We start from the raw sequence: 19429 nt of genomic DNA, 5'->3' as shown, positions 1-19429 counted from the left end.
GTTGTACTTGTTGATTACCGTGACGCCGACATTCTGGAACGTGTTCATCTCGTTGAAAATCTTATTTATGCCGTCCAGGCCGCACGTGCCGGTCACCATTGCCTTGGGCGTGACCTTCTTCGCTTCGACCATTTGCAGCATCGCCGGATAGTGCGACGCCTGCATCCCGAGCGATCCGATCAACTGCAACTCCATCGTGACGATCCGATCGATCGGCACCGGAATCTCGCCCTGCTCCGCCGCGGTCGTCAGCCCAATCTGCAGATGACGTCCCTGCTTGCGCAGGCTCATGATCGAGTTGCGGCAAGTGGCCGAGACCCCGAGCGCATCGACGGATACATGCGCGCCGCTGCCTGTCAGATCGAAAATCGCGGAGATCAGATCGGTCTTCTTCGCATTGATCACGTGCGCCGCGCCCATGCCCTTGGCGAGCTCGAGCTTGGCCGAGTCGAGATCGACACCGATGACGTTGGCTCCCATAGCGGCTGCGATGTTGATCGCTGACAATCCGATTCCGCCGCATCCGTGAACCACGACCCATTCACCCGGCTTCACTTGCGCGCGATCGACGACGCCGTGAAACGACGTCATGAAGCGGCAGCCCATCGAGGCCGCCTCGACGAAGTCGATGCTCGGCGGGAGCGTGACGAGGTTCATGTCCGCGAACGGCACCGCGACCAGGTGGCCGAATCCGCCGTGATATGAAAATCCCGGAAGCAGCGGAGTGAGACACACGTTGGATTGCCCGTTGCGGCAGTACTCGCAAGTTCCGTCGCCCTGGCTGAACGGCACCACGACGCGTGCGCCCTTCTTGAAGTTGCGCACGTCCTTGCCCACTTCCTCGACGACGCCGGTGAACTCATGCCCGAGGACCGCGCCGGGCTGCGCTGACAGTCCCATCCAGGTCCAGTCGCCCGACCACGCATGCCAGTCGGAACGGCAGATGCCGTTGGCCTCGACGCGCACGATCGCGCTGGTCGGTGCACATTCGGGATCGGGAAGCGTTTTGACGACGAGCGGTTTTTTAGTCGCCTCGAATACTGCTGCTTTCATTTCTGCCTGAGCCTCCTGGTCAATTTCGCGATCGATTTCGGATATAGCGCCTTTGCCGGCGAATCGGCAAATTCTCTCCGATTGTTAGAGCAGGCGCGCGACGGTTTTCTCGAATTCGGCCGGCGTGCTCGCATCGATATCTACCGGATGCAGATCGACGCCCGCTTCGTCCTGCGCCTTCAGCCGCTCGACTGCCCCCTCGATGCCGCCGATATAACCCAACTCTGCCAGCAGCTTGGGCGAGAGCGCCGCGGTGCCCGCCTTCGATCCGCCCGCATCCCACGCCTGCTTGACCTTTTGCACGTCGTCGCCGAAGCCGAAGCGCGTGAGTTGCTCGGAATAGAAAGTCCCCATGCGCGCGGCATAGAACGCGACGTTGGCCGCGTGTCCCGCGACTGCGCGATCGACATTGGCGGTGACGGTCACGTGTCCGGGGGCTTTCACCGCCACGTCGCGCGGATTGCGTCCGGCGGCGCTGGCGATCTCGCGAAAATCCGCGATCGCCTTCTTGAGCGAGTTGATCGGGATCATCACCGGCAGCCATCCGTCAGTTTTCTTCGCCGTGAACTCGACGCTCTTCTTGTTGAGCGACGCGATCCAGATCGGGATGTGCTTGCGCGGAGTCTCGAAGCGCATCGTGAAGCCGCGCTGCAGCTTGAACAGCTTGCCTTCGTAGTTGAGCGGGGTCTGCGCCACTATCATGTTGATAATATCGACGTACTCTTTCAGCCGCGTCAGCGGCGGGTTGAACTGGACGCCGTGAAAATGTTCGATTACCTGCGGACCGCTGGTGCCCAAACCGATGATCATGCGGCCGTTGCTGAGCTCGTCCAGCGTGCCGAAATGCTGCGCGAGCGCGGCCGGCGTGCGCGAGTATATATTCACGATCGAGGTCGCGAGCTGGATCTTGCTGGTATGCTCCGCGAGCAGCGTCAGCAGCGTGAACGCGTCGCGGCCCCAGGCTTCGGCCACCCAGATCGAGTGAATCCCGGCCGCGTCCGCGATTTTTGCATGTTCGATCGTCTTCTTGAAATCGGGCTTCCCCTGCCAATTGACTCCGACTGATAATTTGCGCGCCATTGGAATCTCCTCTTACGCGATGTCGCGAATCCTTTCGTGCCATCGGCTGACATTTTTGAAATCTTGCACCATCGAGAAATTCGACGGATTGAGCGCAAGAAAAAACAGCGGATGGTAGACTGAGGCGTCCGCCATCGTGAAGCTCTTGCCCAGAAAAAAGTCCTTGCCCGCGAGCTGATCGTCGATCATCCGCAGATGACCCGCGAGCTGCTCCTTCATCGCCGCGTGACGCTCGCGCATCTGCGCCGTCGTCATCCCGATCAGCTTCTCGCGATTCGCTTTCAGCTTCGCGTCCCCGGCCCCATCGAGCAAATCAGGAATAGTGAGAAACAAAATCGACATGAAGAACGTGTTGTCGGCCCAATTGTCGATAAGCTCGATGAGCAGCCGTGACTCGTCGGGGATCACGCGATTCGCCGGCGCCTTGCGGTCCAGCCACTTGATGATGTCGGCTGAGTTGTAAACCACCTCGCCGTCCCATTCGAGCACCGGCACCCGCGTCCACGCGCCCTTGGTCACCGCGAGCAGGTTGGTCTTGTCCTCGTAATGGCAATCGATCGGATGCCACTTGAGCTGCTTGTAGGCGAGCACGCGCCGCACCTTCTCGGAAAACGGCGAGATTGGGTACTGGTAGAGATTTATTTGACTCATGCCATCAGATCCTCGTGACCGTCAGTCCGAACGCGATATCTTCGCGAATCAAGTTCCGAATATGGCATCCGCGCTCGGCAACTTCGACCAATCGGCGAAGCTGCTCGTCACTGCTGCTGGATTCAACTTGAAGTTCTACTTTAATTTCTTCCAAATGCCCTTTTTCGTTGGCCCACGCGTGCACCGACGTTCTGCCAAGCTCGACTTTGCGCACGCGCGCAGCCACTCGGAGCGACATCAGCAGACATCCACCGAGCGCGCCGAGAAACGACGACACCGGATCCGGCGCCGCCGCATCTTCTCCCGACAGCCGCCATCGCAGGCCACCGTACTTCACTTCGGCGTTTAGCGAATCGCCCACGGCTTCGACCGTGACCTCGCGACGATGCGTCGGCTCCTGCGATGAATCCGTAGCTGGCACTTAAGGGCGCGTCGTTCTCCAACGCCCAACCCTAGCCGAGACAGCGACTTTTCTACAAACCGTTCGTTCAGGGATTCGCCGCAATTCCAGGCTGCTCGATTTTTCCGCGGCGAAGTATCATTGTATGAGATAGCCGCGGGGTAAGCTCCATGAAGACGCGATACATATACCTGTTCGTCGCCGTCACATTTGTCGCCACTCTCGCCTCCTACGCCGTCGCCCACGATATGGACGATATGGACTCGGGCAGCGACAGCGGCGGCACCGGCGCGATGGGTCAGATGGGCGCGCACATGAAGATGAGCGATCACATGACGATGACCGAGACGCGAGCGATGACGCCGGCGGACACGCAGCGCGGCGAACAGATCGTTGCGACGATGCGCGCGAAGCTCGCCAAATACGAGGACTACAAAGCCGCGATCGCCGACGGCTACGTGCCTTACATGGAGTCGGTGCCGCAGGACGTTTACCACTTCGCCAATCGCACGGCGACGGCGTCAGAGTACATGGGCGATTTCGATCTCGCGCGCCCCGGCTCTCTCCTCTACGAGAAAAAAACCTTCGGCGGATACAAGTTGGTCGGTGCGATGTATGATGCGCCGGCCGCCGATACTCCCGAGCAGCTCGACGCGTTGATCCCGCTGAGCCTTTCTCATTGGCACGCACATACCAACATTTGCCTCCCGAAGGGCGTGACCGAGGCCGACGTGTTCAACGGCAATGTAACACCGAAGATTCGTCCGGATATTACCTCGGCTGCTCGTGCTCCGACGGAGTTTGGTCGCGGCGGCGGCGCAGGTGACGCCGCACGCATGCGCGTCGGGTACCTGGCCGATCCGCGCTTCGGCTTCACTGGCACGATTTCAAATCAGGCGGATTGCGAGGCGGCGGACGGAAATTTTCACAAGCAGATCTTCGGCTGGATGATCCACGTCTACCCGTTCGCGAGCGAAGATCTCAAGGTCGCATTCAGCCTCGAAGTGCCCTGACTCTAGCGCGTGACCCACGGCAGCATCGTTGAGGCAGCAATCCTCGCTTGTGTCTCGGGAGGCTGGTTCTGGCCGTGGGGCGAGGCCCACGCGTTCGCGCCAATCTCGGCGGCGATTTCGGCTATCACCTCGGGACAGAAATAGTAGCTGCGGATGTGCGCGATGTGTCCCTGTTCCTCCTCGACGCGCTCGACGTTTATCAGCACCTCTTTGGGAGGCTGACCTGCCCATGCGAGAATCAGCCACTCGCCGCCAAAGCATCTGGCCTCCGCGCGGCCCGGCATTCCTTTCGCATTCTCGAAGGTGACGCGGTAATGAGTCATTCCCTTTCCACGTTCGCTTCCGATGCCGTACACGTCGAGGGTGCTATTGTCGAGCAGCAACTTCGTGACGCCTTCAATATCGCGAGCGTTCAACGCCACTACGAAACGATCGATAAGTTCCTTTGACGGAGCGCGATACGCGGTTCGCGTCATGTCGTTTTTCTTCTCCAGGTTGGCACGTCCGCGATGGAGCGCGGACTTGATCGCGCCCACCGTCGTCGAGAGCATCGCCGCGATCTCTTCGAGAGTGAACTCAAACACCTCGCGCAGAACGACGGCAGCCCTCTCCTGCGGCGCCGCGACGCTCATCAGGACGGAAGCGGCTTCGCGGGTCTCGATCGAACGATCGGCGGCCGGTGGAATGCTCGGCCGATCCGATTCGCGCGGATCGAATTCACGACGGCGAACCTGGTCGACCCAGAGATTTGTCGCGATACGGAAGAGATATGAGCGCGGGTCTCTCACCTGCGCCGATTCTGAGAGAACCTCGCCTCGGCCAATTGATCCAAAGCCCTTCAGCAGCGTGTCTTGCAGCAGGTCCTCGGCGTCCCACATGCCGCCGGTAAGGCGGTGGCAGTATCGATACAAAGGTGCGCGCGCCGACTCGATCGTGTCGAGATATTTGTACCAGGCTTCGCGCAGCAACTTGGCCGTCTCATCGGAAATCGGTGGCTGAGCCATTTCAAGGTCTCCTGCACTGTAAGACGAACGAGCGGCGCGAAAAGATACTGGGCCCGGCGCGGCGACCGAACTCAGTTGTCAGCGGCAGTGATACGATATGCGCAGCGGCGCGCGCCCGCCAGGATATGATCGGTGCGCTCGACCCGCGCCTTGTCGCCAAGCACGGTGCGGAATAGCGACAGTTCTTCGCGGCATAAGCCCTGGCAGGTCGATGCGGCCGCGCAGATGGGACAATGATTCTCCGCCAACAGCATCGAGCCGTCGGACATCCGCGAGCATTCGGCCATGTATCCCTGCTCGCGCCGAATCTCCGCCAACGCTTGCGCGCGCTTCGCAACCGAAGTCCCAGCGGGGCGAAGCCGCGCGCGGTACTCCTCAATCTGGCGGCGCGTCCTCTCCCGCAGCAGCTTGTCCATCCCCGCCTCGCCGAACGCCGCGCGCACCGCGCCGATGATCTCGACGGTCAGGTCGCCGTGCGTATCGGGAAAGCGCTCGGCCGCGCCGCTGGTCAATCGCCACACCCGCGCCGGCCGTCCAACCTTGCGCCGTTCATCGGTAAATTCGACCAGGCCTTCCAGCTTGAGGCGATAGAGATGCTGGCGCACAGCCATCGCGGTGACGCTGAGGCGTCGCGCAACCTGCGCCGCAGTCTGCGGTCCACGAGTCTTGAGCTGAAAGAGAACGCCCTCCTCTGCACGTGCATCATGCTTCATGAGTGGAATGTTACCGACCGTGAAACATTAGTCAAGTTACCGCTTGACTTAGTATGTAAAGCGAGTACTTTACTAATCATCCACGCGGGGAGGAACGCATCGATGAATACGCAATCGGTCGAAGCCGCTAATCGCACTTTCGTTCGCGCCGCATCGCTCGCTGATCTTCCCGAGGGAGGCCGCATGACGGTCACCCTAGACGGCCATGTGATCGCGCTGTTCCACACGCCCGAGGGAATCTTCGCGGTGGACAATCGATGTCCTCACATGGGCTTTCCGCTCGACCGCGGCACCGTGAAAGACTGCATCCTCACTTGCCACTGGCATCATGCGCGGTTCGACCTGCACAGCGGCGGCGCATTCGATCCGTGGGCCGACGACGTGCGCGCGTTTCCGGTCAAGCTCGAAGGCGGCGACATCTTGATCGATCTCGCGCCGCGCGGCGACTCACACCGGCATCGCGTCGAGCGCCTGCGCGACGGTATCGAGCGCAACATCTCGCTCGTGATCGGCAAGTCGGTGATCGCGATGCTTGACGAGACCGGCGACGCGCGCGAGCCGTTTCGCATCGGACTCGACTTCGGAACGCATTACCGGCGCGACGGATGGGGCGCGGGCCTGACCACTCTCACCTGCATGATGAACTTGCTCCCGCATCTGCGCGCCGAAGATCGCGCGCGTGCGATGTTCCACGGGCTGTGTGCGGTTGCCAACGATTCCGACGGTCATCCGCCGCGCTTCGAGATGCGTCCACTTCCGGGCAGCGGCGCGAGCCTCGCAGAGATCAAGCGATGGCTGCGCAGATTCGTCGAGGTCCGCGATACCGAAGGCGCCGAGCGATGCATCGTGTCAGCCGTGCGCACCGGGTCCACGCCGCGCGAGGTCGCCGACATGATGTTCGCCGCGGCAACCGACCATCGCTATCTCGGAGGCGGCCACACGCTCGATTTCACCAACAAGGCGTTCGAGGCGCTCGATCATGCGGGCTGGGACCTGGCAGAACCGGTGCTCGCCGGCCTCGCGCGCGGCTACGCAACCGGCGACCGAATGGAAGAATCCAACTCGTGGCGCAACCCGATCGACCTCGTCGCGATTCTTGAAACCGCCTTCGAGAGCATTTCGGACGCTCTCGCCCAAGGCGAGCGGTCCAGCCGCTCGTGGAGCGGTCGCGATGCTCTAGTGCCGGTGATTCTCGGCGACGATCCTCAAACTATCGTGGAGGCGATGCTCGCTGCGCTACGAGAAGGATGCGCGCCCGCGCACCTCGCCGGCGCTGTCGCGTATGCTGCCTCGCTTCGGATAGCGCACTTCCCGACCAGCAACGAATTCGGCGATTGGGATACCGCTCATCACAGCTTTACGTTTGCCAACGCCGTGCATCAGTCAGTGCGCCGGGTGGACTCGCCCGAGTTGGTGCGCGGAATCTTCGACGCGGCGATGACCGTATATCTCGATCGATTTCTCAACGTGCCGGCCGCGAAGCTTCCCGAGCCGAACGGCAACGGAACAAGCGCGGCGGGTCGGCTCGCCGAGTTGCCGGCTCTGCTCGATCGGCAACAGCAAATGAATCAAGCTGGCGCTCTGGTCGCGTCCTACCTCGGCGCGGGCGCAGATGCCGACCCGCTGCTCGCGACGCTCGGCAACGCGCTGTTGCGCGAGGATCGCGACTTCCACGCGATCCAGGACATCGAAGCCGCCGTCCGTCAGTACTCGATCCTGAAAGGAACTCCTGCCGCCGCGCACGTGCTGATCGCGACGACGCGCTACCTGGCCGCGCACTCTCCAACTGTCCGCGCGCAGGCGCAGACCTATCAGATCGCGCTGCGCTTGAATCGCGGCGAGCACGTCTTCGACGAACAATAGTAAGGCGAAACATATGAATCCCGTCGACTACACCGCTCTAGATGAGACGCTCGAAATCATGGCGCCGATGGGCCCCAACCTGAGCAACGGTTTCTCGAATCACGCGCCGATGGCAATCGAAGCGATGTGCGCGATGGGACGCGCCGACGCCGTGATGCCATGGTTCGAGGGTTACCGACACTGGCTCGTGCCGCGTCATACGCGAGTCGCCCGCCTTACGAATGACAACTGGCGCGCCGCGCGCGGCGACCTGCGCCGGACCGAGGATTGGTTCGAGTTCTTCCGCAACGAGTTCGAAGAGCGTCCCTGGCAATCGGTGCTGGACGACTGGGCGGCGCGGCTCGCGCCCGGCCTGATGGCGGCTGCGACGCACGGCGTAATTCGCACCGGGCATGCGACTCGCACGCTCGCTCTCGAGAACACCCCTGCGCGCCGCCGCGAGTTGGCCGACGGACTAGCCTATTGGGCAGCCGACTATCTGCCGCTTCCAGCTGTTCGTCACACCGGCGCTCGCGCGAAGCCGTCAGATGCGATCGCTTGCGTGCAGATGACTCCGCCTGAGATTCGCCGCGGCAACTTCGGCGCCTTTACCGACGCGCTCGCGCGGCTAGATTCCTTTCCGCCTTTCAACGGTACGCTCGACGCAGTCGATACTACCGGCGACCCGTCCGCATTCCTCTCCGATCTTACTGCCACCTTTGCGCGCGTCTTTCTTGCCAATGCCCACGACACCTACACAACTATCGCTTTCGTCCATGCCGTTACTGGCCCGTCCGCGCTGCGACCTATTCTCCCGTTCCTCGGCGATAAGACTGCGCGCGCCGCGCTCGCATACGCGTGGCAAACGGCCGCCGCCATGTACGCGACTTTCGGCACACACGCAGACCTGTCGCATCCGGATGAGGTGAAGGTCGGGAATCAGGATGAGCTGATCGAGCGAGCGATCGAATGCGGCGACGAGCATGCGATCAAATTCACCGAGGTTTGTCTGCGCGAGCACGCGCTCAAACCTGACCCGGCATTCCTGGCGGCCGCCAGCCATGCGATTCGGATGCTGAGCGACGCTACTTGATGCCGGAGTAAACCGCGAAGATCAGGTTCTTGTAGGCGCAATCGATCTCGCGGAACCCTGCCGCACGCAGCCATTCCAGCTGATCCTCGAGGGTCGCTGCGCGGTCGAACTTCATTCGTTCCATCGCCGCCGCAAGGTCGCGATCGTCCACGCCCAATTCGCGCACCCGCGTGACCCATCGCTCGTGGTGGAACTGATGCCGCTCCGGAGTCGAACAGCGAAACTGCTCGGCGTTGACGAATACTCCGCCGTCGTTGAGTGCGCCGTAGATTCGGTCGAACAGCGAGCGCTTCTGTTCGTCGCTCAGGTGATGTATCGACAGCGCGGACACCACCGCGTCGTACTTTTCGTGGATCCGATCGACGCCGTAGTCGGAGACCTCGAAACGAAAGCGCTCGCCAGCCAGTTCGAAACGCGCACGCGCGCGCTCGAGCATCTCGTTCGAGATGTCCACCATCGTGATCCGCGCATTCGGGAAACTGTACGCAATGAACGCCGCCATCAGGCCCGTGCCGGCGCCTAGATCGAGAACCTTGAGCGGGCTCTCGCGCGGGAATCGGATTAGATCGATCGCCGCCCGGTAGAAGTCATCGAACCCCGGCACCAGGCGACGCCGCGTGCGGTCATAGTCCTCCGCCGCAATATCGAACGCGTGCTGTACTGAATTCGCCATCTGAAGATTGTGCGGACGCAACGGTCATGAATCAACCGCACGCTTGAGACGGCTCTCGAAGCAGCCGTTCCGCTACTTGCCGAGTTTCGTCATTCCTTTCTTTCTGCGTTCGGCCCATCGCTTCTTCATCAGCTCCGAAAGCCGCTTCCTTCCTGCTTTACTGATGCCGCCGCGCCGCTTTCTGGTCGTGGTAGTCGCCTTGCGACCGGGTTTGCGCCCTCTTCGCTTGCCGGTGGTCGTCGATCCTACGCCTACCAAGGCCGCGATCGCCTTGACAAGCCGGTCTCGTTCCTTCTTCAAGTCGGCAACAATTTTATCGATTTCCAAGTAGGTACTCCTTTAGGTTCCCGATAGGTCCCCAATGCCCGCAAGTTAGAGTTGTAGCACAACCAACAACTATAATTGCTGGAGTTACTAGGAATTGCAATTCTATTGAGATAGGTTGCGCGACGCCCGGCTAGGCCTCGACTGCCGGCCGCGAGAACCTCGTCCTAGGACTCGCGCTACCGGCTGGCGAGGCCGTGACGAAGCAGCTCGCCGGCAATGAGCCGCCGGGCGCGACTTGATCTTCGTTCTCTCGTGATTCTACGGCGAATCTCCCGCGCGTTTTCGGCGAACTCGCGCAGGAACAGTTCGCGGACGATCGTCGCCTGCATGATCCTGCGCGTCTGCGACTTCGAGGTCGCCAAGCCGATCGCACCGGGGTCCGTCGCAGTTTCGTCGCGGTCCGGACCGATCGGTATGGAATCGACGCGTTGTAAACCTCGCAATGCTCTAGTAATAGAAATCTCAGCGGTTATCACCGAAAAAACCCGGTCAGGATTTCGCGCCGCCGCGAAGCCAATCGAGGGCATACAATGCAGAAGCCAATCATTTCCGCCGACTCACATATCACCGAGCCGCCCAACACTTACATCGATCGAATCGATCGCAAGTATAAGGATACGGCGCCGCACATGGTTCACGACGAGAAGCTGGGCGATGTGTTCATCGTCAAGGACTTCCCGCGTCCAATCAACGTCGCGCTGGCGGCAGCCGCGGGCAAGGATGCCAGCGAGCTGAGAACGATCGGCGCCAAGTTCGAAGAGATGCATAAGGGTGGATGGGATCCCAATGCGCGCATGGCCGACCAGGATCGCGACGGCGTCGCCGCCGAAGTCATCTATCCAACTGTCGGCATGGTGCTGTGCAACCATCGCGACTTCGATTACAAGAAGGCCTGCTTCGACGCCTACAACCTCTGGATAGGCGAGTACTGCGCCGCGCATCCGGACAGATTGATAGGCACGGGGCAGACCGCGATGCGTTCGGTCGAGGAAGGCATCGAGGATCTGCGCAAGATGAAGGAGCTCGGGCTCAAGGGCGTCATGATGCCCGGTAACCCGGCGCTCGAGGACTACGACAGTCCTATCTATGCGCCTTTCTATGAGGCCGCGATCGACCTCCAGATGCCGCTCAGCTTTCACATCCTGACCAGCAGCAGCGACAACTTCCAAACGCGCGGGCCCAAGTTGAACAGCTTCCTGTCGATCATCCGGGGATGCCAGGACATCATCGGCACGTTCGTGCTCGGCGGAGTTTTCGAGCGCCATCCGAAGTTGAAAGTAGTATGCGTCGAGGCCGATGCCGGATGGGTACCGCACTATATGTATCGGATGGATCATGCATACGACCGCCATCGCTACTGGCTACCGGCCGGCACGCTTACGAAGATGCCGAGTGAGTATTTCCGCGAGAACGTGTACACGACATTCCAGGACGACTACGTGGCATTCCAGGTCCGGAATCTTTGCAACATCAAGCGCCTGATGTGGGCCAGCGACTTCCCGCATAGCGACTCGACGTGGCCGTGGTCGCAGGACGTGATCTCCCGGCACACGGTCGGGATGACCGCGGACGAGAAGAACCTGGTGCTGCATGACAACGTCGCGGAACTTTACCATCTGAGCATCTAGCGCCCAGGTTTCTTCGCGGCGACGGATTTCGCTCCTTCGAAGCGACTAACCGATGAGGTTAGCCTTTCGAACGGGCAAGGATCTGTAATCTGTGGGTGCGCAACTGTCGAGCGGGGAAACGCCTGGGCAGAGAATTTCGCTCGTGAGCGCGGCGGATCCTCCGCAGAGTCCCGAGACTGAGCTCGTCGAGCGCCTCAGGGCGGGCGACGAGGCTGCGGCACACGAGTTCTTCGATCGCTACGCGGCGCGCATCCGCCGGTTCATCGCGAATTCTCTTGGTGCCGTGGCCGACGAGGCCGACGACATCCTGCAGGAGACCTTCATCGCGCTGGCCGACGCGCTTCCGTTTTTTCGCGGCGACAGTTCGCTGTTCACTTTTGCGTGCGCGATCGCGCATCGCAAAGTTCTCTCTCTTATTCGCACCAACGCGCGACGCGCCCGATTGATGCGCACGGCTCCAATAGCTGAACCCCCAGCTTCGCACGACGCGGGCGCTAATCGGCAATTCAATCGCGCACTGGCCGGGCTGCGGCCGGAGTACCGCGAAGTTTTGCTGCTCAAGTACGTCGAAGAGATCGGCGTAGCGGAAATCGCGCGGATATTGCGGCTTGGCGAGCACGCGGTGGAATCGCGGTTGGCGCGCGCCCGCAAGAGTCTGCGAAAAAGTCTGAAGGAAGAATAATGGACACTGAAAAGAACGAATTTGATTTTGCGGCGAGAATGAAATCCGCGATCGAACCAGCTCGCGGAGTTGACGATCGCGATCTCAGGAACGCGTTCAGCGCCCGCCTCAAGCAAGTCGCGGCGAAGCCCGACGTTGTGCCGATAGAGTTCGACGGCCGCAGAATCGAGGTGCGCCGCGGCGGCACTCTGCTCGGCGCCGCGATGAAGAATGGCGTCCGCCTGATGCATGTATGCGGTGCGCGCACGTTGTGCGCGACCTGCCGCGTCGTGGTGGAATCCGGCGAGGACAATCTGACTCCAATGCGCGGCAGCGAGAAGTTTTCGCTACGCTGGCATCTGTCGGTAAGCCCGCGGACGCGGCTGGCGTGCCAGGCGCGGGTGAACGGGCCGGTCGAAGTAGAGTCGGTATTTCCACTTTGCGGCGAGTTGCCGAATGGGTGAGTGGAGAGGCGAGTGGGTATTGTGCTCGAGGCGAGGAACCTAACCCCTAACCCCTTCCCTCGAGGGAAGGGGGACAAGATTATTTAAGAGTGAATTGAGATGTCTTGGCCTATAAAATTTCGGGCGGTTAGTTTTGCGGTTACTATGGGAGTGACGATCACGGAATCTGTGATGGGTTCGATACCTATTGCTCTTGTGCTTTGGTATTTCGATTTGGCGAGTGGTAGGACGATCCTGGAAGTTATTGTCGTTGTCGTTGCCGCGGTTTCGCTCTCGATATCAATTTACTCGCACGTGCGTCCGGCCCATTTTCCGGCACGCGCGCCCGGCGAAGGAGTCTTATGAAGTCCAATATTCCACGCTGGATCGTTCCGGTTCTCTGGATTATGGCTGTGCTCGACATCGTCAACGGAATCGAGATGTTCTTCTTCCCGTCTGCGTGGTTCTTCAAACTGGTGCCGGGCGTGCCCGAGACCGGACCGTATAATATGCACCTCGTAATGGACGGCGGGACGTTTTTCCTTGCCGTCGGAGTGGGGCTGGTTTTCGCGGCGATAAATCCTGGTCGCAACGCGATCGCCGTCGCCGTAGCAGCTGTTGCAGGCGTGATGCATTCCGCTCTGCACCTGTACTCACATGCCGCGGGATTACTCTCGACTGAGCATCTTTTGACCGAGATACTGGGTATCTACATTCCAGCGATCTTACTAATAGCGATCACCGCTATCCTCTATAGTCAGTCGGACGAAACCCGCACGGCCGCAGCGCGGTCCGCGTAGCCGGAGTTAATACCAATGCGTATCGAACCGCTCGAAGAAAATCAGATTAGCTGGCTGTTGAAGCCGTTGACCTGGATGATGAAGCGGCAAGTCGGCAAGGTTCTCAATCCTCTCAAGGCGTGGGCATATCGGCCCGGCATCACCTTCACGATGTCGATTTTCCAGCAGTCGATTGAGAGCTCGAAAGTCACCCCGCAAGCACTCAAGCGCATGGTCTGTCTGCGCGCAGCGCAGATGATCGGCTGCGTCTTTTGAATAGACATCAACGCTGCCGGTGGCAGCCGAGTCGGACTTAGCGAAGAGAAACTCGCGGCACTTTCGGAGTATGCCGAGAATCCGCTGTTCACGCCGGCCGAGCGCACCGCGCTGCGCTACACAGAGGAGATGACGCTGGCCTCGGTGGACGTTCCTGACGAGGTCTTTGAGGATCTCAAGCGGCATTTCAATACGGAGCAAATCGTCGATCTGACCGCGACTATCGCGCTCGAAAACATGCGCGCGCGATTCAATCGCGCGCTTCAGGTCGAGAGCGACAGCTTTTGCCGGCTGCCGGCGCATCATCCGGCCCTGACGTCGGAGCCGGTGCGTTAATCCTGCCGCACGCTCTTCGGTGCTAGCGCGGAACCTCACCCTCTCCCTTCTGGAGAGGGGAACAGAAAAACTGACTGGGGGCGCGGTTTCGGTTCATCTTCGAGATTTTCTCGGCTTGTGCGGGCCTGATAATATGCTCGACGCTACTTTGGCGGGCCGTAACCCTGGACCGGCGGCGCGGTTATCCAGTTCGGGAGTCGAAAGGCAATCTCACGTTGAAGCAATGGTGCGCGAAAGCACTGGTCCCGGCGATCGCTCTGATTGCGATGGCAGGATGCTCGCACGGGCCGGCTGACAGTTTCGGCGAGCGCGAGGCGGTACCGATTCTTGCGGCTAAAGTCGTGCAGAAGACGGTCTCCGATACGATCCGTGCGATAGGCCGGGTCGAGGCCTTCTCGACGGTGGACGTGAAATCGCAAATCAATGGGCAGGTGATGGAGGTCCATTTCCGCCAGGGACAGGACGTCAAGCAGGGCGACCTGCTGTTCACGATCGATCCGCGGCCGTTCGAAGCGGCGCTCCAGCAGGCGCAGGCCAATCTCGCCAAGGATCGCGCGCAGTACCGGCAGGCGGCGGCCGACGAGCATCGCTATGCGACTCTGCTCAAGCAGAATATTGGATCGCGCCAGCAATACGATCAGGTTGAGGCGACCGCCGCGGCGCTATCGGCCTCGATGGAAGCCGATGCGGCCGCGGTGCAGACCGCTCGATTGAATCTCGAGTACACTGCGATTCGCGCGCCGATCGACGGCCGTACGGGCGACCTGCTGGTGCACGCCGGCAACCTGGTCAAGCCCGACGCTGACACTGCGATGGTCGTCATCAACCAGGTGTATCCGGTGTACGTTGATTTTGCGATTCCCGAGCAGAAGCTGCCGGCGGTGCGCGAGTTTATGGCGGAGCGCAAACTGGCAGTGCAAGTCTCGCTGCCCGAGCAACAAGGCCCACTCGAGTCGGGAGAGCTGAGCTTCGTCGATAACAGCGTCGATGCGAAGACCGGGACGATAAATCTCAAGGGGCAGTTCGCCAACGCCGACAGCCGGCTGTGGCCGGGCGAGTTCGTCAACACCACGCTCGTGCTGCACGAACATCCGGGCGCGATCCTCGTGCCGTCGCAGGCCGTGCAGACCGGGCAGCAGGGTTCGTTCGTTTTCGTGGTGCAGCCGAGTATGAAAGCCGAGATCAGACCGATCGTCATCGGCGAGTCGATCGACAACCAGACCGTCGTGACCAGCGGGCTCAAGCCCGGCGAAACGGTCGTGACCGACGGGCAACTCCGGCTGATTCCGGGGGCGACGGTCACAATCAAGAGCGGCCTGAGCGAGAGCGGCGCAGCGTCATGAATATCGCTGAAGCATTTATTCGCCGCCCGGTCATGACGACGCTGAGTTCGCTCGCGATCGTGCTGTTCGGCCTGATGGCGTATCGCTATCTGCCGGTCAACGATCTGCCCAACGTTGATTTCCCGACGATCGTCGTGAGCGCCTCGTTGCCGGGCGCGAGTCCCGAGACGATGGCGTCTTCGGTCGCTACGCCGCTGGAAAAACAGTTCTCGACGATCGCCGGCCTGGACTCGATGACGTCTTCGAACATCCAGGGCGCGACCAACATCACGCTGCAGTTCAACCTGACGCGCAACATCGACGCCGGCGCGCAGGACGTGCAGGCCGCCATCGCCGAGACCCAGGCCGAACTGCCGCAGGGGATGCCGAGTCCGCCGTCGTATCGCAAAGTTAATCCGGCGGATCAGCCGATTCTGTACCTGGGACTCAGCTCGAGCACGATGCCGATTTCGCAGGTCGATCAGTACGCCGAGACGTACCTCGCCGAGCGCATTTCGATGGTCTCCGGCGTCGCGCAGGTGCAGGTATACGGATCGCAGAAGTACGCGGTACGCATCCAGCTCGATCCCAAGGCGCTCGCCACGCGCGGCATCGGCATCGATGAGGTTTCGGCCGCCATTCAGGCCGCCAACGTCGATCTGCCGACCGGAACGCTCTATGGCGCGCACCAGGCATTCACCGTCGATACCAAGGGTCAGTTGACCAACGCCGCGGCGTACCGGTCGCTAATCGTCGCCTATCAAAACGGCTCGCCGGTGCGGCTCGAGGACGTCGGCCGCGTGCTCGACAGCGTGCAGAACGACAAGACCGCCGGCTGGTCGAACGGCGAGCGCGCGGTGGTGCTCGCGGTGCAACGTCAGCCGGGCACCAACACGGTCGAAGTCGTCGACAACGTGATGCGCCTGATCCCGGCATTCCGCGCCGAGGTGCCCGCATCGCTCCATATCAACACTCTCGGTGACCACGCGGAGACGATTCGCGCCTCGGTCAACGACGTGCAGTACACGCTGCTGCTCACCATCTTCCTGGTCGTGATGGTTATCTTCCTGTTCCTGCGCAACCTGTCCGCGACGATTATCCCAAGCCTCGCGCTGCCGATGTCGATCATCGGCACCTTCGCTGTCATGTGGGTGCTGGACTATTCGCTCGACAACCTTTCGCTGATGGCAATCACCCTGGCGGTCGGTTTCGTGGTCGATGACGCCATCGTCATGCTCGAGAACATCGTGCGCCACATGGAGATGGGCAAGGATGTGATGACCGCGTCGCTCGACGGCGCGAAGGAGATCGGCTTCACCATCCTGTCGATGACCTGCTCGCTGGCGGCAGTGTTCATCCCGGTGCTGTTCATGGGCGGCATCCTGGGACGCCTGCTGCACGAGTTCGCAGTCACGATCGGGGCGGCGATCCTGGTGTCGGGCTTCGTGTCGCTGACTTTGACACCGATGCTGTGTTCGCGCTTTTTGCGCCCGCCGGGCAGCGAGCGCCACGGCAAATTGTACGCGGTCACCGAGCGCTGGTTCGATCGGACGCTCGACGGGTATCAGCGCAGCCTTGCCTGGGTGATGCGTCATCGCCGCGCGACGATGTATTCTTCCGGCGCGTTGCTGCTTGCCACGATCTATATGTTCTATGCGATCCCGAAGGGCTTCCTGCCGTCGGAAGACGCCGACCAGTTGATTATTTTCACGCTCGCGGCGCAGGGAATTTCCTACGACTCGATGGTCGAGCATCAGCTCGCCGCCACCAGCCTGATCAAGGACGACGACAACATTCGCAGCTACTTCGTGAGCGTCGGATCGGGCGGCCCGGGCGGCGCGACCAATTCGGGAATCATATTTCTGCATCTGAAGCCGGCGTCGGAGCGCAAGCTCAGCGTCGATCAGTTGATCACGAAGTGGCGGCCGGTGTTGAACAGCGTGCCCGGGCTGCGCGTGTTCCTGCAGAATCCGCCGCCGATCCGCATCGGCGCGCAATTCACGCGCAGCATGTATCAGATGACGCTGCAGAGCCAGAATACCGCGACGCTCTATAAGTACGCGCCGATGCTCGAGTCGAAACTGCGCCAGCTGCCTGATTTGCGCGGCGTCAACAGCGACCTGCAAGTCGAAAATCCGCAGGTCAGCATCGACATCAATCGTGACAAGGCGCACTCGCTCGGCATCTCCGCCGGCGCGATCGAGGACGCGCTCGACAACGCGTACGGCTCGCGACAGATCTCGACTATCTATGCACCCAACGACGAGTACTGGGTCATCATGGAGGTCGAGCCGGAGTTCCAGTCCGAGCCAGGCACGCTGTCGCTGTTATACGTGCGATCATCCAACGGAGCGCTGGTGCCGCTCGACACGCTGGTTAAGTTCACGCGATCGCTCGGGCCGCTGCAGGTGAATCATTCCGGGCAGTTGCCGTCGGCGACGATTTCGTTCGACGTCGCGCCGGGCGTTTCACTGGGCAAAGCGCTGGCCGAGGTCAATAAGATCGCCGCGGCAACTTTGCCTGACAGCATCACCACCGACTTCCAGGGCACTGCGCAGGCCTTCGAGTCGTCGCTCTCCGGACTCGGCGTGCTGCTGATGATGACGATCCTCGTCATCTACCTGGTGCTCGGCGTGCTCTACGAGAGTTTCATCCATCCGATCACGATTCTCTCCGGGCTGCCGTCGGCCGGTTTCGGCGCGCTGCTGACGCTGTGGCTTTTCGGCATGGAGCTCGACCTGTTCGCGTTCGTCGGCGTCATCATGCTGGTCGGCCTGGTCAAGAAAAATGCCATCATGATGATCGACTTCGCGCTCGACGCGCAGCGCACAGAAGGCAAGTCGCCCGCCGACGCAATTTTCGAGGGCTGCATCATCCGCTTTCGCCCGATCATGATGACCACGATGGCGGCGCTGATGGGCACCTTGCCGATCGCGATCGGACTCGGCGCCGGCGGCTCCTCGCGTCGTCCGCTTGGCGTGGCTGTGGTCGGCGGCCTGTTCTTCTCCCAGTTCCTGACGCTCTACATAACTCCCGTCTTCTACACCTACATGGAAGCATTCCTTGAGCGTTACAACGCATGGCGCGAGGGCCGTCAGATTACGCCCGCAACTCAACCGGCAACGGCCCAAATCGCGCCAACGCAATCCGCCGAACCTGCAAACGGCCGCCTCGCTTCTTAGGAAAGCCGGCGACGGCCCGGCGCCAGCAGGTAATGCGCGGGCGCAGGACCAACAGCAAGAATCCTACAATCGGTACGGTTCTTCATTCTGAAATCCCGGCGCGAGCTCGCACCAGGAGTAAGCATCGGCCAGCATCAGCGAACATCTCGCTCAGTTTCGACAGCTAAAAGTAGCAGCTATGACACGTAATTTGCAGCTATGACACAAAATCTACTGTTAATAGTACAAAAACAGTGTTATAGCTGCAACTGACGTGAAGTTCGATATTAAAGCATGAATTGCGCCGTTTAGAGCACCTCGACATAAGCCTCAAATTGCGTCCGAGCGCTACAGATAGACATATTTCGCCTATCTGTAGATTTTATAACATATACAGATTGGTTAAAAGATACTATAATCTGTATTATGGCACGTACGATGCACTACTCAGCCTCGACGGCGCTGAGAAGTGGTCAGCTTCTCAAAAGGGGGGCGCGCCTCACAGGACAAGCCGACCGCGGCTTGTCCGTGAGGTGACGCCGGACTTGGAGATCAACGATGTGGGGTTCGAAATCGCCTGGGCCGAACATCGAAACGGAAGGCAAGGAATTCCTGGCCGCCGAGCTCTCGCATCTCTTCAGAGCGATTCAGTCGCCATCGAGATCCTTTGGAGACCGGGTCGACGAGCGCATCGGCGAGCTCAGGACCGTCGTATCTGCGGATTACCGTGAAGCCTCGGCTCTTCCTTCCAGCATGTTTGCTCGCGAGCTCGCAGGCATCGTGGAAAAAGAAGTCAAACCTCGCTCGCAGAGCTGGCGTTCTCTAACCAGTTCCAAGCGCTTTTCCCGTGGCCTGGAATTCTTCGGCGCCGAACGAGTCACCGTACAGGGCGCACCCTACCTGCGCGGGGCCGGTCTAGGGCTGTGGGGATTCTCCTTCAGTGTAGGCCGCGGCAAAGCAGCCAAGTCCGGAAT

At 60.7% G+C, this 19429-nt stretch carries 21 protein-coding genes; 12 read left to right on the top strand and 9 right to left on the bottom strand.

From position 1 onward, the window contains the following. The 4 genes from VIW95_RS15830 to VIW95_RS15815 form a co-directional block, all read right to left on the bottom strand. On the bottom strand, positions 1-1053 hold a 1053-nt coding region (locus tag VIW95_RS15830; protein ID WP_331588295.1), incomplete at its 3' end, for a zinc-dependent alcohol dehydrogenase family protein. 84 nt (positions 1054-1137) lie between these two features. Beyond that, positions 1138-2133, bottom strand: a complete 996-nt coding sequence (locus tag VIW95_RS15825; RefSeq protein WP_331588293.1) for an LLM class flavin-dependent oxidoreductase — start codon at positions 2131-2133, stop codon at positions 1138-1140. A 12-nt stretch (positions 2134-2145) separates the two neighbouring features. Next, a complete protein-coding gene (locus VIW95_RS15820) occupies positions 2146-2784 on the bottom strand; it encodes a glutathione S-transferase family protein (RefSeq protein WP_331588291.1) in 639 nt (212 codons plus the stop codon). A 4-nt stretch (positions 2785-2788) separates the two neighbouring features. Further along, positions 2789-3205 (bottom strand): OsmC family protein, encoded by a 417-nt coding sequence (locus tag VIW95_RS15815; protein WP_331588289.1) that lies wholly within the window; start codon positions 3203-3205, stop codon positions 2789-2791. Between the two features lie 149 nt (positions 3206-3354). Here VIW95_RS15815 and VIW95_RS15810 point away from each other — a divergent pair, with 149 nt between their 5' ends. Further along, the gene (locus tag VIW95_RS15810) at positions 3355-4197 is read left to right on the top strand and encodes a hypothetical protein (protein ID WP_331588287.1); all 843 of its coding nucleotides are present in this window, start codon (positions 3355-3357) and stop codon (positions 4195-4197) included. Between the two features lie 2 nt (positions 4198-4199). Here VIW95_RS15810 and VIW95_RS15805 read toward each other — a convergent pair whose 3' ends face one another. Together VIW95_RS15805 and VIW95_RS15800 are read right to left on the bottom strand one after the other, a co-directional pair. Further along, positions 4200-5201: an RNA polymerase sigma factor gene (locus VIW95_RS15805; protein WP_331588285.1), complete on the bottom strand. Its 1002-nt coding sequence runs from the start codon at positions 5199-5201 to the stop codon at positions 4200-4202. 71 nt (positions 5202-5272) lie between these two features. Continuing rightward, entirely contained in the window at positions 5273-5914 is a 642-nt protein-coding gene (locus VIW95_RS15800) for a metalloregulator ArsR/SmtB family transcription factor (RefSeq protein WP_331588283.1), read from the bottom strand. Positions 5915-6016: 102 nt separating this feature from the next. Here VIW95_RS15800 and VIW95_RS15795 point away from each other — a divergent pair, with 102 nt between their 5' ends. Both VIW95_RS15795 and VIW95_RS15790 read left to right on the top strand, forming a co-directional pair. After that, on the top strand, positions 6017-7777 hold the full coding sequence (locus VIW95_RS15795) for a Rieske (2Fe-2S) protein (protein WP_331588281.1): 1761 nt from the start codon (positions 6017-6019) through the stop codon (positions 7775-7777). A 13-nt stretch (positions 7778-7790) separates the two neighbouring features. Further along, entirely contained in the window at positions 7791-8849 is a 1059-nt protein-coding gene (locus VIW95_RS15790) for a questin oxidase family protein (protein ID WP_331588279.1), read from the top strand. Here the strand turns inward: VIW95_RS15790 and VIW95_RS15785 are convergent. The 3 genes from VIW95_RS15785 to VIW95_RS15775 all read right to left on the bottom strand — a co-directional run bounded on the left by VIW95_RS15785 (position 8842) and on the right by VIW95_RS15775 (position 10292). Beyond that, positions 8842-9522 (bottom strand): class I SAM-dependent methyltransferase, encoded by a 681-nt coding sequence (locus VIW95_RS15785; RefSeq protein WP_331588277.1) that lies wholly within the window; start codon positions 9520-9522, stop codon positions 8842-8844. The two genes, VIW95_RS15790 and VIW95_RS15785, sit on opposite strands and share 8 nt — an antisense overlap. A gap of 72 nt (positions 9523-9594) precedes the next feature. Beyond that, positions 9595-9849 (bottom strand): hypothetical protein, encoded by a 255-nt coding sequence (locus tag VIW95_RS15780; protein ID WP_331588275.1) that lies wholly within the window; start codon positions 9847-9849, stop codon positions 9595-9597. A 176-nt stretch (positions 9850-10025) separates the two neighbouring features. Then, positions 10026-10292, bottom strand: coding sequence for a hypothetical protein (locus VIW95_RS15775; RefSeq protein ID WP_331588273.1), 267 nt, complete (start codon positions 10290-10292; stop codon positions 10026-10028). 87 nt (positions 10293-10379) lie between these two features. Here VIW95_RS15775 and VIW95_RS15770 point away from each other — a divergent pair, with 87 nt between their 5' ends. From VIW95_RS15770 to VIW95_RS15730, 9 genes are all read left to right on the top strand, one after another. Beyond that, positions 10380-11477, top strand: coding sequence for an amidohydrolase family protein (locus tag VIW95_RS15770; protein ID WP_331588271.1), 1098 nt, complete (start codon positions 10380-10382; stop codon positions 11475-11477). A gap of 142 nt (positions 11478-11619) precedes the next feature. Next, positions 11620-12159, top strand: coding sequence for an RNA polymerase sigma factor (locus VIW95_RS15765; RefSeq protein ID WP_331588269.1), 540 nt, complete (start codon positions 11620-11622; stop codon positions 12157-12159). Continuing rightward, positions 12159-12602 carry a 2Fe-2S iron-sulfur cluster-binding protein gene (locus VIW95_RS15760; protein WP_331588267.1) on the top strand — a complete coding sequence of 148 codons (444 nt, stop codon included), beginning with the start codon at positions 12159-12161 and terminating at the stop codon, positions 12600-12602. Before VIW95_RS15765 ends, VIW95_RS15760 begins: the two co-directional genes overlap by 1 nt. A 341-nt stretch (positions 12603-12943) precedes the next feature. Further along, a complete protein-coding gene (locus VIW95_RS15755; RefSeq protein WP_331588265.1) occupies positions 12944-13381 on the top strand; it encodes a hypothetical protein in 438 nt (145 codons plus the stop codon). Positions 13382-13396: 15 nt separating this feature from the next. After that, positions 13397-13636, top strand: coding sequence for a hypothetical protein (locus VIW95_RS15750; RefSeq protein WP_331588263.1), 240 nt, complete (start codon positions 13397-13399; stop codon positions 13634-13636). A gap of 129 nt (positions 13637-13765) precedes the next feature. After that, positions 13766-13972 (top strand): hypothetical protein, encoded by a 207-nt coding sequence (locus tag VIW95_RS15745; RefSeq protein ID WP_331588261.1) that lies wholly within the window; start codon positions 13766-13768, stop codon positions 13970-13972. Positions 13973-14187: 215 nt separating this feature from the next. Continuing rightward, positions 14188-15315 (top strand): efflux RND transporter periplasmic adaptor subunit, encoded by a 1128-nt coding sequence (locus tag VIW95_RS15740; RefSeq protein ID WP_331588259.1) that lies wholly within the window; start codon positions 14188-14190, stop codon positions 15313-15315. Beyond that, positions 15312-18476 (top strand): efflux RND transporter permease subunit, encoded by a 3165-nt coding sequence (locus VIW95_RS15735; protein WP_331588257.1) that lies wholly within the window; start codon positions 15312-15314, stop codon positions 18474-18476. Before VIW95_RS15740 ends, VIW95_RS15735 begins: the two co-directional genes overlap by 4 nt. A 537-nt stretch (positions 18477-19013) precedes the next feature. Further along, on the top strand, positions 19014-19429 hold a 416-nt coding region (locus VIW95_RS15730; protein ID WP_331588255.1), incomplete at its 3' end, for a hypothetical protein.

It is taken from the genome of Binatus sp. (SeqCode), assembly GCF_036522015.1.
In the GTDB taxonomy this organism is placed as follows: domain Bacteria; phylum Desulfobacterota; class Binatia; order Binatales; family Binataceae; genus Binatus.
The sequence above is the reverse complement of the archived record's forward strand: the minus strand, read 5'-3'. Positions and strand labels throughout refer to the sequence as shown.